This is a genomic window from Streptomyces sp. NPDC043853, from assembly GCF_056436025.1.
Genome location: NZ_JBWKDJ010000015.1, coordinates 25,224 through 39,463 on the forward strand (window position 1 = coordinate 25,224; position 14,240 = coordinate 39,463).

Annotated in this window: 10 protein-coding genes; 8 read left to right on the forward strand and 2 right to left on the reverse strand. The window is 68.9% G+C overall.

Annotated elements, in window-relative coordinates:
• Both AC067U_RS30510 and AC067U_RS30515 read right to left on the reverse strand, forming a co-directional pair.
• Nucleotides 1–822, reverse strand: a complete 822-nt coding sequence (locus AC067U_RS30510) for a hypothetical protein (RefSeq protein ID WP_478833046.1) — start codon at nt 820–822, stop codon at nt 1–3.
• 106 nt (nt 823–928) lie between these two features.
• Entirely contained in the window at nt 929–1,159 is a 231-nt protein-coding gene (locus tag AC067U_RS30515) for a hypothetical protein (RefSeq protein WP_478833047.1), read from the reverse strand.
• 401 nt (nt 1,160–1,560) lie between these two features.
• Here AC067U_RS30515 and AC067U_RS30520 point away from each other — a divergent pair, with 401 nt between their 5' ends.
• The 8 genes from AC067U_RS30520 (at nt 1,561) to AC067U_RS30555 (ending at nt 14,162) form a co-directional block, all read left to right on the forward strand.
• Nucleotides 1,561–4,140 carry an ABC transporter substrate-binding protein gene (locus AC067U_RS30520; protein ID WP_478833178.1) on the forward strand — a complete coding sequence of 860 codons (2,580 nt, stop codon included), beginning with the start codon at nt 1,561–1,563 and terminating at the stop codon, nt 4,138–4,140.
• 358 nt (nt 4,141–4,498) lie between these two features.
• Nucleotides 4,499–6,403, forward strand: coding sequence for a translational GTPase TypA (gene typA, locus AC067U_RS30525; RefSeq protein WP_478833048.1), 1,905 nt, complete (start codon nt 4,499–4,501; stop codon nt 6,401–6,403).
• Nucleotides 6,404–6,969: 566 nt separating this feature from the next.
• Complete coding sequence (locus tag AC067U_RS30530) at nt 6,970–7,950, forward strand: ABC transporter permease (protein WP_478833179.1); 981 nt, start codon at nt 6,970–6,972, stop codon at nt 7,948–7,950.
• A gap of 98 nt (nt 7,951–8,048) precedes the next feature.
• Nucleotides 8,049–9,854, forward strand: a complete 1,806-nt coding sequence (locus AC067U_RS30535; RefSeq protein WP_478833049.1) for an ABC transporter substrate-binding protein — start codon at nt 8,049–8,051, stop codon at nt 9,852–9,854.
• Between the two features lie 114 nt (nt 9,855–9,968).
• Nucleotides 9,969–10,946, forward strand: coding sequence for an ABC transporter permease (locus tag AC067U_RS30540; RefSeq protein ID WP_478833050.1), 978 nt, complete (start codon nt 9,969–9,971; stop codon nt 10,944–10,946).
• 10 nt (nt 10,947–10,956) lie between these two features.
• Entirely contained in the window at nt 10,957–12,018 is a 1,062-nt protein-coding gene (locus AC067U_RS30545) for an ABC transporter ATP-binding protein (protein ID WP_478833051.1), read from the forward strand.
• Nucleotides 12,019–12,049: 31 nt separating this feature from the next.
• Nucleotides 12,050–13,132 (forward strand): ABC transporter ATP-binding protein, encoded by a 1,083-nt coding sequence (locus tag AC067U_RS30550; RefSeq protein ID WP_478833052.1) that lies wholly within the window; start codon nt 12,050–12,052, stop codon nt 13,130–13,132.
• 106 nt (nt 13,133–13,238) lie between these two features.
• Complete coding sequence (locus tag AC067U_RS30555) at nt 13,239–14,162, forward strand: GNAT family N-acetyltransferase (protein ID WP_478833053.1); 924 nt, start codon at nt 13,239–13,241, stop codon at nt 14,160–14,162.
• Nucleotides 14,163–14,240: the final 78 nt, after the last annotated feature.

Genomic DNA, 14,240 nt, shown 5'->3' on the forward strand with positions numbered 1-14,240 from the left:
TCAGAAGATCCTCGGGTCGGTGATCGTGCCGGTGGCGAGCAGGTACACGTAGAAGTCGCAGAGCGCCACGGTGATGAGGGAGGCCCAGGCGAGCTGCATGTGCCGGGCGTTGAGCTTCCCCGCCCAGCCCCACAGCCGGTAGCGCACCGGGTGTTTGGAGAAGTGCCGCAGCCGGCCGCCGATGATGTGCCGGCAGGAATGGCACGAGAGGGTGTACGCCCAGATGAGCACGGAGTTGACGAGGAAGATCAGGGTGCCGAGGCCCATGTGGCCCCACTCGTACTGGTCGTTGCGGAAGGTCAGCACCGCGTCGTACGTGAGGATGGCCGCCACCGGCAGCGCCGTGTAGAAGAAGTAGCGGTGCATGTTCTGGAAGACCAGCGGGAAGCGGGTCTCGCCGGTGTACTTCGCGTGCGGCTCGGCGACCGCGCAGGCGGGCGGCGAGGCCCAGAAGCTCCGGTAGTACGCCTTGCGGTAGTAGTAGCAGGTCAGCCGGAAGCCGAGCGGGAAGACCAGGATCAGCAGGGCGGGCGAGAGCACCCACCAGCTGCCGAAGATCTCCCAGTTGGGCCCGCCCTTCATCGGGACGCAGTTCTCCGCGAGGCACGGGGAGTAGAAGGGCGAGACGTACGGCGCCGCGTAGTAGTCGGCGTTGGCGAAGGCCCGCCAGGTCGAGTAGACGATGAAGGCGAGCAGCCCGGCCGCGGTGGCGGCGGGGGCCAGCCAATAGCGGTCGGTACGGAGGTGGCGGGCCGGGATCGCGGCCCGCGAGGCGTCGTGGACGCCGGTCAGCTGCTGGGGTGGTTCGGTGCCTGTGGCCAAAGGGAACTCCGGGAGGAGTGGTCAGGGGTGGCCCAGGAGACCCAGCCGTCCGCGGGGTGCGGCGGCTGGGCCTGATGGGGGTAGGCGGAAGGTTACGGCTGCGGAATCAGGGTGCCCGACGGTCGCGGGCGCCCAGGCCCTCGTCATCGGTGTCCGTCCACAGCGCGTTGTCGTACGGGGTGTCCGGAACGGGCACCATCCGGGACGTGTCGGGGGGTGCGGACGTGCCGCGCTCCTCCCCACGCTGCCGGGCGGCCTTCTGTTCGAGCTGCTCCACCTTGCGGTTCAGCTCGTCGAGGTTGCGGCGTACGGCATTCAAATCGTCCTGCAGGGACATGACTTGCCCTCACTTCCGCAGGTTGCGGTGGCAACGCCCAAGTGCGCCTGCGAGTGTCGCTCCTCCTGTCCCCGGTTGTGAAGGGACGTGCAACGATTCCGGGCGCGCGGGCCTGATCTGTGCGCCCCTCCCTGCTCCCATTGTCATCCCTCGGGCGGGGGAAAGCGCTGTCCGGCCGTACCGGGATTGGTCCGCACGGGTGGGGTTCGCGGCGTGGCGCGGGCCGGCTGCCGTCCCTGCGGTCCGGCGTCGATTTCAGTGGGTCAGGTCACCGGTGTGATCAGCTCCATATACCGCCGTACGTGATCACGTACGCGAACCCCCACGCCCCTCACGCCCCGCTCGCCCCGGAGGTACCACCCATGTCCCAGAGCCAGAGAAGGCGCAGATCCATGGCCTCCATGGCGCTCCTGACCTCGGGCGTCCTGGCACTGCCGCTGCTGGCCGGCTGCAGCTCCGGCGAGGAGGAAGGCGGCTCCGTCACCGCCGGCCCGGACATCGCGACGACCGTGCGCGCGGAGGTCGCCGACGGCGGAGTGCTGCGCTGGGCGGTGGACTCCGCCCCGGGGACGCTGAACGCCTACCAGGCGGACGCGGACACCACCACGACCCGGGTCGCCGGTGCGGTGCTGCCGCACCTGTTCACCCTGGACGCCAAGGGCCGTCCGGCGGTCAACCCGGACTACCTGGAGAAGGCCGAGGTCGTCGAGCGCGAGCCGAAGCAGGTCGTGCTGTACAAGCTGAACCAGAAGGCGGTGTGGAGCGACGGCCGGGAGATCGGCGCGCCCGACTTCCTCGCCCAGTGGCGGGCCCTGAGCGGCAAGGACTCGGCGTTCTGGACGGCCCGCAACGCCGGCTACGACCGGATCGAGAAGATCGAACGCGGCGCCAACAACCTGGAGGTCCGGGTCACCTTCGCCAAGCCCTACGCCGACTGGCGCTCGCTGTTCTCCCCGCTCTACCCCAAGCAGGTCACCTCCCGGCCGGAGTCCTTCAACGAGGGAGCCCGGGAGACCCTGAAGGTGACGGCCGGACCCTTCGCCGTCGGCGCCGTCGACAAGAAGGCGGGCACGGTCACGCTGTCCCGCAACCCGCGCTGGTGGGGGGCACCGGCCAAGCTGGACACCCTGGTGCTGACCGCCGTGCCGCGGGCCGAGCGGGCCTCGGCGCTGGCCTCCGGGAAGGTGGACCTGGCCGAGCTCGACCGGGCGGGCGTGGACCGGATCGCGCTGGCCAAGCGGGACGCGGCCAAGGAAGAGGAGGCCAGGAAGAACGCGGCCGGGCAGGACCCGGCCGCGCAGGGCGCCCCGGCGCACGGTCCGGGGACCTCGGTGACCCCGGCCGAGGCGATGCGCTCGTGGGCGCTGGCCCACGGCGCGGACGAGGAGAAGGCGGCGGCGGAGCAGGACGCGCGCCGCAAGGGCGCGGAGGCCGTACGGCGCTACGCCGACGAGCAGAAGGCGCTGCGCGGGTTCACCGTACGGAAGTCCCTGGAGCCCGCGTACACGCAGCTGGCGCTGAACGGGGCGTCCGGGCCGCTGGCCGACGAGCGGGTGCGCCGGGCGGTGGCCCGGGCCCTGGACCGGCAGGCGCTGGCCGAGATCGTGCTGAAGCCGCTGGGGCTGCCGGCCAAGCCGGTCGGCAGCCACCTGGCCCTGGCCGGGCAGCGCGGGTACACCGACAACAGCGGGGCGCTGGGCAAGCAGGACACCAAGGAGGCCCAGGCGCTGCTGGCGGACGCGGGCTGGCGGCGGGGCACCCGGGGCACCGCGCCGAAGGACACCACCAAGGCGGGCAGCGCCGCGGAGAAGAAGGACGACGCGCGGCCGCCGGGTCCGGGCACCGGCAACGACGGCCTGTACATCGTCGGGCAGCACGACGAGCGCAACGGGGACCTGTCCTCGGCGGCGCAGGCCGCCAGGGCGGCGGCGGACCGGTCGGCCGACCAGGCGGCGGTGGGCCGGCTCGGCCGGGCCGCGCCGGTGCTCGGGGCCGCGTTCCAGGGGGCCCGGGCGGCCGCCGGGGCGCCCGCACGCCCCGCCGAGCCGGGTGACGAGTTCGGGCCCGAGGGCAGCGGCGCGGTGCTGCCGGCCGAGCCGGTGCAGCCCGAGGCCGTCCCGTACGGCCCCGACGGGGAGATCGTCGACGCGGACCGCTTCGCCGTCGCGGACCCCTTCGCCGTCCCGGACCGGTACGGGGCCGGCCGTCCGGGCGCGGACCGGCCGGGACAGCCCGGACCGGGGCCGGAGACCGTGCTCGCGCCCGCACCGCTCACCGAGCACAAGGACGCACCGCTGCTCGCCCGGGCCGACGCCGCGGACGACGGCAAGCGGAACCCCGCCCGGGACGGCGACCGCGGCGTCAAGGCCAGCGGGGCACCGGCCGAGCAGGCCGCGGCCGGCGCGGCGGCCGTGCTCACCAAGGACGGCAAGCCGCTCAGCCTGAGGTTCGTGCTCCCCTCCGGGCCCGGCTCCGAACCGCTGCGGGCCGTGGGCGAGCGGATCGCGCAGATGCTCAAGGCGATCGGCATCCGCACCGAGCTGACCAAGGTCGCCGACGAGAGCTTCTTCAAGGACCACATCGCCTCCGGGGCGTACGACCTGGCCCTGTACTCCTGGCCGGCGACGGCCTTCCCGGCCACCGACGCCCGTCCCATCTACGCCAAGCCGGAGCCGGCGGCGGACGGCTCGCTGCTCGTCGAGCAGAACTACACCCGGGTGGGCACCGACCACATCGACCAGCTCTTCGACCAGGCCGCCGGCGAGCTGGACGAGGCCAAGGCACGGGAGCTGATGCAGAAGGCCGATGCCCGGATCTGGGCGGTCGCCGGATCGATTCCGCTCTACCAGCGCCCGGAGCTGGTGGGTGCGAAGCCGGGCGTGGTCAACGCCGGCGCCTTCGGTCTCGGCGCCCCCCGCTACCAGGACATCGGATGGAAGAAGCCCGCCTCCGCCAAGGAAAAGAACGGGAAGAACAAGTAGCGGCCCCGTGCAGGCCGCGTGAACTCCTCGGTAGCTAGCTCAGAAGTGACTCAATTCCCTTGCCCGCCGGATCACCCGGCGGGCAAGGTCGTGCCCGGCCCATTGACCCGGCTCCACACCGCTTCCCCAGCGCTTTTCCCCACTTTTTTCCGGCTTTCCCCGCACTCGCGCCCCGCCTCCTGACCGGCCCGGTTGCTCCACCCCGCACTCAGCCGTCCGGCCTCTTGACAGACCCCCCGGCGGGCAGATCGCGCCACGCGACGTACCATGGGGTAAGGCCGTGGCAGGTTTTCCGCCCGGCAGGCTCGCGTACCAGGCCGTACGTGACGCCATCCACGATCCCGGGAGAAGCGCCGCAGTGCCCACGCGCCACGACATCCGTAACGTAGCCATCGTCGCCCACGTCGACCACGGCAAGACGACCATCGTCGACGCCATGCTGAAGCAGGCCGGCGCCTTCGCCGCCCACCAGCAGCTCGACGACCGCATGATGGACTCGAACGACCTGGAGCGTGAGAAGGGCATCACGATCCTCGCCAAGAACACGGCGGTGAAGTATCACCCCAAGGACGGCGGGGCCCCGATCACGATCAACATCATCGACACTCCCGGCCACGCCGACTTCGGTGGCGAGGTCGAGCGCGGTCTGTCGATGGTCGACGCCGTCGTGCTGCTGGTGGACGCCTCCGAGGGCCCGCTGCCGCAGACCCGCTTCGTGCTCCGCAAGGCGCTGCAGGCCCGGATGCCCGTCATCCTCTGCATCAACAAGACGGACCGCCCGGACTCCCGGATCGACGAGGTCGTCAACGAGACCTACGACCTGTTCCTGGACCTGGACGCGGACGAGGACCAGATCGAGTTCCCGATCGTCTACGCCTGCGGCCGTGACGGCATCGCCTCGCTGACCAAGCCGGAGGACGGCACCGTCCCCGCCGACAGCGAGAACCTGGAGCCGTTCTTCTCCACCATCCTGGAGCACGTCCCGGCCCCGACGTACGAGGACGAGGCGCCGCTCCAGGCCCACGTCACCAACCTCGACGCCGACAACTTCCTCGGCCGCATCGCGCTGCTCCGCGTCGAGCAGGGCGAGCTGCGCAAGGGCCAGACGGTCGCGTGGATCAAGCGTGACGGCTCGATCTCCAACGTCCGCATCACCGAGCTGATGATGACCGAGGCGCTCACCCGCAAGCCGGCCGAGGTCGCCGGCCCCGGTGACATCTGCGCCGTCGCCGGTATCCCGGACATCATGATCGGCGAGACCCTGGCCGACCCGGAGAACCCGGTCGCGCTCCCGCTGATCACGGTGGACGAGCCGGCCATCTCCATGACCATCGGCACCAACACCTCCCCGCTGGTCGGCCGCGGCGGCACCGGCAAGGGCGCGGACGCCAAGGCCGCGGTCAAGGACCGCAAGGTCACCGCCCGCCAGGTCAAGGACCGTCTGGACCGCGAGCTGATCGGTAACGTCTCGCTGCGCGTCCTGGACACCGAGCGTCCCGACGCCTGGGAGGTCCAGGGCCGCGGTGAGCTCGCGCTCGCCATCCTGGTCGAGCAGATGCGCCGCGAGGGCTTCGAGCTGACCATCGGCAAGCCGCAGGTCGTCACCCGCGAGGTCGACGGCAAGACCCACGAGCCCGTCGAGCGCATGACCATCGACGTGCCCGAGGAGCACATGGGCGCCGTCACCCAGCTCATGGGCGTCCGCAAGGGCCGGATGGACAACATGTCCAACCACGGCTCCGGCTGGGTCCGCATGGAGTTCGTCGTCCCGTCCCGCGGTCTGATCGGCTTCCGTACGGAGTTCCTGACCCAGACCCGCGGTACCGGTATCGCCCACTCCATCCACGAGGGCCACGAGCCGTGGTTCGGCGCCCTGCAGACCCGTAACAACGGCTCCCTGGTCGCCGACCGCGCCGGCGCGGTCACCGCCTTCGCGATGACCAACCTCCAGGAGCGCGGTGTCCTGTTCACCGACCCCGGCACCGAGGTGTACGAGGGCATGATCGTCGGCGAGAACTCGCGCTCCGACGACATGGACGTGAACATCACCAAGGAGAAGAAGCTCACCAACATGCGGTCCTCGTCGGCCGACTCCTTCGAGGCGATCGTCCCGCCGCGCAAGCTCTCCCTGGAGCAGTCCCTGGAGTTCTGCCGCGACGACGAGTGCGTTGAGGTGACCCCGGAGGCCGTGCGCATCCGCAAGGTCGTCCTGGACCAGAAGGAGCGCTCGCGCACCGCCTCGCGCGCCAAGGCCGCCAAGTAGGCCCGTAGCCCGCGTAGTCGGCGAGCAACCCCAGAGGGTTCCGTCAGGTTCTTATTGCCTGCTCACAGCCCCTCTGCCACGGTGTTCCGTGGTAGGGGGGCTGTTCGCTTTTGTCAAACGGATTATCTCGTTCAGGTGTCCGGATACCGGTCGTCACACTCCGGAAGGTGTGCTAACAGTCCGTTTCGGGCGTGTCTGTCTCTGCTCGCTTTGTCCGGATATCGGTTTTCTGGGGTGGGGTGATGTTGTGAAAACGAGACCGGCCAGGTGTGGTTTCGTCCGGGGGACGTCCCTGAGGATGGCTCCAATGAGCTCGGGTCAATGGGTCACGCACTGTGGGGAGTGCCGACTCACGAGCACACTTGGGGTACTGGAGAAATAGCCGTCAGGGGTGTCGGCGATCCCTCTGAGTGCCCCTCACGTAGTGACAAGTGAACTCATGAGGAGGACCCCATGCGTGGTGCCAAAAGCGCCAACTGGGTCACGCGCGCGACTGTGATCGCTCTGGGGGCGACGCGATCGTGACCAGCCCTGCGCAGACTGAGGGCGCGGCAGCGCCCAATGTCCTGGTCGAGGAGCCGTCCAAGGACGCTCCGAAGGCCAAGGACCCCGCTGGGCTGTCCCCCGGGCAGCTCATGTGGCGACGATTCAAGCGTGACAAGGCCGGAGTGATCTCCGCGTTCATCGTCATCTTCTTCTTCGCCGTGGCGCTGCTCGCGCCGGTGATCGCCAAGCTGTACGGGAAGAACCCGTACGAGCTGTACGGGGCGAACACCGAAGGACTCCTTGATGAGTTCAACATGCCGGTGGGGTCGTTCGGAGGAATCTCTGGCGACTTCTGGTTCGGTATCGAGCCCACGCTCGGCCGTGACGTCTTCACGCAGCTGCTGTACGGCATGCGGACGTCGATCTTCACGGCCCTGGCGGCGACGATCGTCATGGTCGTCCTCGGCGTGGTGATCGGTCTGGTCGGCGGCTACTACGGCGGGAAGGTGGACTACTGGCTCGGCCGGCTGACCGACTTCATGCTCGGTATCCCCAGCCAGCTGTTCTTCATCGCCTCGATGCCCGTGGTGGTGGCCGCCTTCGTCCGTCCGGACCGCGAGACCCCGACCGCCCTGCGTGCGGGAGCCATCATCGTGGTGCTCTCGTTCCTGGGCTGGATGGGCCTCTCCCGGCTGATCCGGGCCGCGACGCTCTCCCTGCGCGAGCGGGAGTTCGTCGAGGCAGCCAAGATCGCGGGTGCATCTCCCTGGCGGATCATCCGCAAGGAGCTGCTGCCGAACCTGGTGACACCGATTCTCGTGCAGGCGACGCTCATGCTGCCCGCCACGATCCTTTCGGTGGCCTTCCTCTCCTACGTGGGTGTCGGCTACGTCGAGCCCACTCCGGACTGGGGCCGGATGTTCGCCATCGGCGCCGAGATCTACGAGCAGGACCCGGCGTACATGTTCTACCCGGGTATCGCGATGGTCGTCTTCGTGGTGGCCTTCAACCTGCTCGGCGACTCGGTTCGGGACGCGTTCGACCCGAAGTCCGGACGCTGACGTCACTGCAGCGGGACAGCTGCCGCCCAGCCACGCCTCGTTGACGGCGTGTCAGGCAGCACAGTTGGATCACTACCTACAGATAGGTACTCATCACCATGAGCATCTTCGGCACGCGCAAGGCGACCGCGATCGTCATCGCGGTTGCGGCGGGCTCGCTCGTCCTGACCGCCTGCGGTGGCAACGACAACAAGAGCGACACCTCCAAGACCCAGGGCAAGACCAAGGAAGACGCCGCCAAGCAGTCCGCGGCCGTCGCCTTCGGTGACGCCAAGGCGTCCACCGGCCCGGCCGCCGACGTTCCCGGCTCCCGTGCCGGCGGCACCGTGACCGTCTACCAGACGGACGACTTCTCCCACCTGGACCCGGCGCAGAGCTACGTCTCCGACGCCCGCATCCTGGGCCGTCTCATCCACCGTGGTCTGACCCAGTACCAGGAGGACGAGAACGGCAAGATGACCGTCGTCGGTGACCTCGCCACCGACTCCGGCAAGACCACCGACGGTGGCAAGACCTGGACCTTCACCCTGAAGGACGGCATCAAGGACCAGAACGGCACCGCGATCACCTCGGCGGACGTCCGCCACACGGTCGAGCGCCTGTACACGCCGTTCGTCACCGACGGCCCGGTCTACCTGCAGAACTGGCTGTCCGGCGAGGGCACCACGTACCGCAAGGCGCTGCCGGAGGGCCCGTACGGCGGCCAGCACCTGCCGAACGACGTCCTGGAGACCCCGGACGAGAAGACCATCGTCTTCAAGTTCAAGGAGCCGCAGGCCGACCTGCCCCAGGCCCTGGCGATGACCGGCTACTCCATCGTGCCCGCCAAGACGGACTCGAAGGAGAAGTACGACACCGCTCCGGTTTCCCTCGGTCCCTACAAGATCGCGGACTTCAAGCCGGGCAAGGAGATGAAGCTCGTCAAGAACGAGAACTGGGACCCGAAGACCGACTCGGTCCGTCACCAGTACGTCGACGGCTTCAACATCCAGTTCAACACGCCGGACGAGGCGCAGACCAAGGCGATCCTGGCCGACCGTGACGAGGCCAAGAACGGCATCCAGCTGACCGGCACCGTCGCCACCACGCAGGTGCAGAACGTGGTCAACGACGCCGCGGCCAAGGCCCGGACGATCTCCGGCTACCAGCCCTACGTCTGGCAGCTGAACTTCAACCTGGACCGGGTCAAGGACAAGCGCATCCGCGACGCCATCACCCTGGCCATGCCGAACAAGAACGTCTACCAGCCGGACGGCGGTGCGTACGGCGGTGAGGTCGCGACCGGTCTCATCTCCCCCACCACCCCGGGCTTCGAGAAGGACTACGACCCCTTCGGCAAGCTGAAGAAGCCGATGGGTGACATCGAGGCCGCGAAGAAGCTCATCCAGGAGGCCGGCGCCACTGGCATGAAGCTGACCTACGCCTACGCCAACACCCCGAAGCGTCAGCAGCAGGCCCAGTTCATCGCCGACGCCCTGCAGAAGATCGGTCTCGACGTCCAGAAGAAGGAGATCGACGGCGCGACCTGGTACGAGCAGGTCGGCAAGGTCGACAACGGTCTCGACCTCTACATGACCGGCTGGGGCCAGGACTGGCCGTCCGCCTCCACCGTCATCCCGCCGCTGTACGACGGCAAGCAGCTGCAGGACGGTTCCTCGGTCTACTCGCACATCAACGACCCGAAGGTCAACGAGGCGATCGCCGCGGCGAAGAAGATCGTCGACCCGGCCGAGGCGCAGAAGGCGTGGACGGCGCTGCACCACGACATCGTGGAGCGCATCAACCCGGCCGCCCCGCTGTACTTCACCAAGTCGCTGCAGATCCAGGGCTCGAACGTCGGTGGCGCTCGCTACTCGAACGACCTGAGCGCGATTGACGTCACCCGCGTCTTCCTGAAGAGCTAACACTCTCTCAGGCCGAAGCCCCGGCGGGTGTGCAGACGGCGGTCTGCACACCCCCGGGGCACCGGTCCGATCCCATTCGACCCCTCACGCCGCCGTCCTGAGAGCAGCGACCCCATGCTTCAATTCCTTCTTCGCCGGACGTTCGGCGCAGTGCTGATCCTGTTCCTGATCAGTGCCTTCACCTTCTTCATGTTCTTCGCCATCCCGCAGGACCCGGCCATGCTGGCCTGTGGCAAGAACTGCACCCCGGACGCCCTCGAGGTGATCCACAAGAACATGGGCCTGGACAAGCCGGTCCCCGTCCAGTTCTGGGACTACATGGTCGGCATCTTCGCCGGACGTGACTTCTCCGTCGGCCACTGCGCCGCCCCCTGCTTCGGTGTCTCCTTCGACAACCAGCAGATGGTCTGGGACACCCTGGTCGACCGCCTCCCGCTGACCATCTCGCTGTCCGTCGGCGGCCTGATCGTCTTCCTGATCGTCGGCCTCGGCGCCGGCATGATCGCCGCCGCTCGCAAGGGCACCTGGATCGACAAGTTCTTCAGTGGTTCCTCGCTGGTGCTGTCCTCGCTCCAGATCTACTTCCTCGGCCCGGTGGTCCTCGGCATCTTCGTCTACAGCACCGGCTGGCTGGAGAAGCCCAAGTACGTGCCGTTCTCCGAGAGTTTCGGCGGCTGGTTCATGGGTCTGCTGATCCCATGGCTCGTCATGTCGGTCATCTTCACGGCCAACTACACCCGTATGGCGCGTTCGACGATGATCGAGCAGCTCCAGGAGGAGTACGTCCGTGCCGCCCGCGCCAAGGGCATGAGCAACAGGTACGTCTTCTTCCGGTACGCCTGGCGCGGTTCGCTGATCCCGATCGTCACCATCCTCGGCATCGACCTCGGCGCCCTGCTCGGCGGCGCGGTGGTCACCGAGTTCACGTTCAACCTGGCCGGCATCGGGCGCCTTGCCGTCGAGTCCGTCAAGGACAAGGACCTGCCGCTGACGATGGGCGTCATGGTGTTCAGCGCCGCGCTCATCCTCTTCTTCAACATCGTTGTGGACGCGCTGTACGCCGTCATCGACCCGCGCGTGCGTCTGGCCTAGGAGAACGACCGTGACCACACTCACCAAGACCGAGGACGTCCCGGCTCAGAACGAGTCCGACGCCTTCCTGTCGGTGCGCGACCTGCGGGTTCAGTTCTCCACCGAGGACGGCATCGTCAAGGCGGTCGACGGCCTGTCCTTCGACCTGAAGCGCGGCCAGACGCTGGGCATCGTGGGCGAGTCCGGCTCCGGCAAGTCGGTGACCAACCTGACCGTGCTGGGCCTGCACAACCCGCGGAGCACCAACATCACCGGCTCCATCCGGCTGGACGGTCAGGAAGTGACCGACCTGAAGGACAAGGAGCTGGAGAAGCTCCGCGGCAACAAGATGGCGATGATCTTCCAGGACGCGCTCACCGCCCTGTCGCCGTACTACACCATCGGCCGCCAGATCTCCGAGCCGTTCCGCAAGCACACCGGCGCGAGCAAGAAGGAGGCCCGGGACCGGGCCATCGAGATGCTCGGCAAGGTCGGCATCCCCGACCCCAAGCGCCGCGTGGACGACTACCCGCACCAGTTCTCCGGCGGTATGCGCCAGCGCGCGATGATCGCCATGTCCCTGGTCTGCAACCCCGAGCTGCTGATCGCCGACGAGCCGACCACGGCCCTCGACGTGACCGTCCAGGCGCAGATCCTCGACCTGCTCAAGGACCTCCAGCAGGAGTTCGGCTCCGCGATCATCATGATCACGCACGACCTCGGCGTCGTGGCCAACATGGCCGACGACCTCCTGGTCATGTACGCGGGCCGGGCCGTGGAGCGCGGCACCGTCCGCGAGGTGCTCCAGAAGCCCTCGCACCCGTACACCGTGGGTCTGCTCCGGTCGATGCCGAGCCTGACCTCCGACGTCAACGAGCCGCTCATGCCGATCCCCGGATCGCCGCCGAGCCTGCTCAACCCGCCGCCCGGCTGCGCCTTCAGCGCCCGCTGCTCCTACACGGACCTGGTTGCCGGCGGCCTGTGCACCTCCGAGCGTCCGCAGCTTCCGGACGGGCGAGCGGCGGCGTGCCACCTGACGGCGGAGCAGAAGCAGCAGGCTTTCTTCGAGACGATTCAGCCCCGGCTGGGCTGATAGCTGATCACCAGCGACTGGGGCTAAGACCATGACCGAGAACACCACCACCAAGGCCGTTGAGCCGCTGATGGTCGTGGAAGGGCTGCAGAAGCACTTCCCGATCATGGGCGGATTCCCGATCAAGCGGAAGGTCGGCGCGGTCCAGGCCGTCGACGGCCTGACCTTCGACATCAAGCCGGGCGAGAGCCTGGGCCTCGTCGGCGAGTCCGGCTGCGGCAAGTCGACCACCGGCCGGCTGATCACCCGGCTGATGGAGCCGACCGGCGGCAAGATCACCTACCGCGGCCAGGACATCACCCACGCCGGCCGCAAGAAGCTGGCGCCGATCCGGTCCGAGATCCAGATGATCTTCCAGGACCCGTACGCCTCGCTGAACCCGCGGCAGACGGTCGGCACGATCATCTCCAGCCCGATGGAGATCAACGGGATCAACCCGCCCGGCGGCCGGGAGAAGAAGGTCCGCGAGCTCCTGGAGACCGTGGGTCTGAACCCGGAGCACTACAACCGCTTCCCGCACGAGTTCTCCGGCGGCCAGCGCCAGCGCATCGGCGTCGCCCGCGCCCTCGCGCTGGAGCCGAAGCTGATCATCGCGGACGAGCCGGTCTCGGCCCTCGACGTGTCGATCCAGGCGCAGGTCGTCAACCTGCTCCAGGAGCTCCAGCGGGACCGCGGCATCGCTTTCGTGTTCATCGCGCACGACCTGTCGATCGTCCGGCACTTCTCCGAGCGCGTCGCGGTCATGTACCTCGGCAAGATCGTGGAGATCGCCGACCGGGACTCGCTCTACAACCGGCCGCGGCACCCGTACACGCACGCGCTGCTGTCGGCCGTGCCGGAGACGGACGACCTGGACGGCACCAAGCGCGAGCGGATCCGCCTCTCCGGCGACGTCCCCTCGCCGATCATGCCGCCGTCCGGCTGCCGCTTCCGCACCCGGTGCTGGAAGGCGCAGGACATCTGCGCCTCGCAGGAGCCGCCGCTGGTGCAGCTCTCCACCAGCAAGCCCGGCCACCTGACGGCCTGCCACTTCCCGGAGGACCCGACCACCGAGAAGCACGCCGAGGACATCGTCCTCGACCCGGCGCTGCAGGCGCTGGAGGGTGACGCGTAAGCGCACCCCTCCGGCGCAGGGCCCCGCACCCACGTGCGGGGCCCTGCGCTTTTCCCGGCCCGTTATTGGGTTGTCCGGGAGGCGGACGGCCCGGGACAGTGGACGGATGCTGACTGTCCGGCCCGCGGGCCCCGGAGACGCGGGCGACATCTGCGCCCTCCTCAACACCGTCGACATGATCGAGATCGGCCGCCCCGAGACCGACCTCCACGAGGTGGAGGCCGACCTCAACCACCCCGACGTGGACCTGGCCACCGACTCCTGGCTCGCCCACGACGGCGGCCGCCTGGTCGCCTACGGCATGGTCTGGCCCGAGGGCGAGCCCGGGCTGGTCGGCGCCGACCAGTACGTACTGCCCGAGCACCAGGACGCCGCCGCTCGGATGCTGTCCCTGATGGAGGCGAGGGCGCGGGAGATGGCCGGCGGGGTCCCGGGCAGCCTGCGGATGCAGCTCAACACCGGGCCGACCCTCGACACCGCCCTGCTGACCACCCGCGGCTGGCAGACCGTACGCCGCTACCAGGTGATGGTCCGGTCCCTGGACCCGGCGGCCGGCCCCGGCGAGGCCCCCGCGGGCCTCACCCTGCGGCACTGCGGCACCGACGAGGAGGACCGGCGCCGTGCCCACGCCCTGGTCGAGGACTCCTTCGCGGAGCACTTCGGACACGTGCACCGGGAGTACGGGGCCTGGCTCGACCACTACTCCCTCCGCGAGCTGGACTGGTCCCTGGCCTGGATCGCCTCCCTCCCCGGCGAGGGTGACGTGGGCGTGCTCCTCTCCCGTGACGACCGCACCTCCATGGCCTGGGTCAACCACCTCGGCGTGCGCAAGGACATGCGCGGCCGGGGCATCGGCGGACACCTGCTCCGGCACGCCTTCGCCGTCTACGCCGCCCGCGGCCGGGACACCCTGGGCCTCGGCGTGGACACCCTCAACGCCACCGGCGCCCTCGCCCTCTACGAGGCGCACGGCATGCGCCTGCACTTCTCGGTGAACACCTGGGAGCTGCCGTTGCACTCCAAGGGGTGACAGGGGCGGGACGCGCGGGTCCAATCGGACCCGCCTGGAGTGCGACGGCGTCTCCATGCGGTGACATTGCTCCCAGTC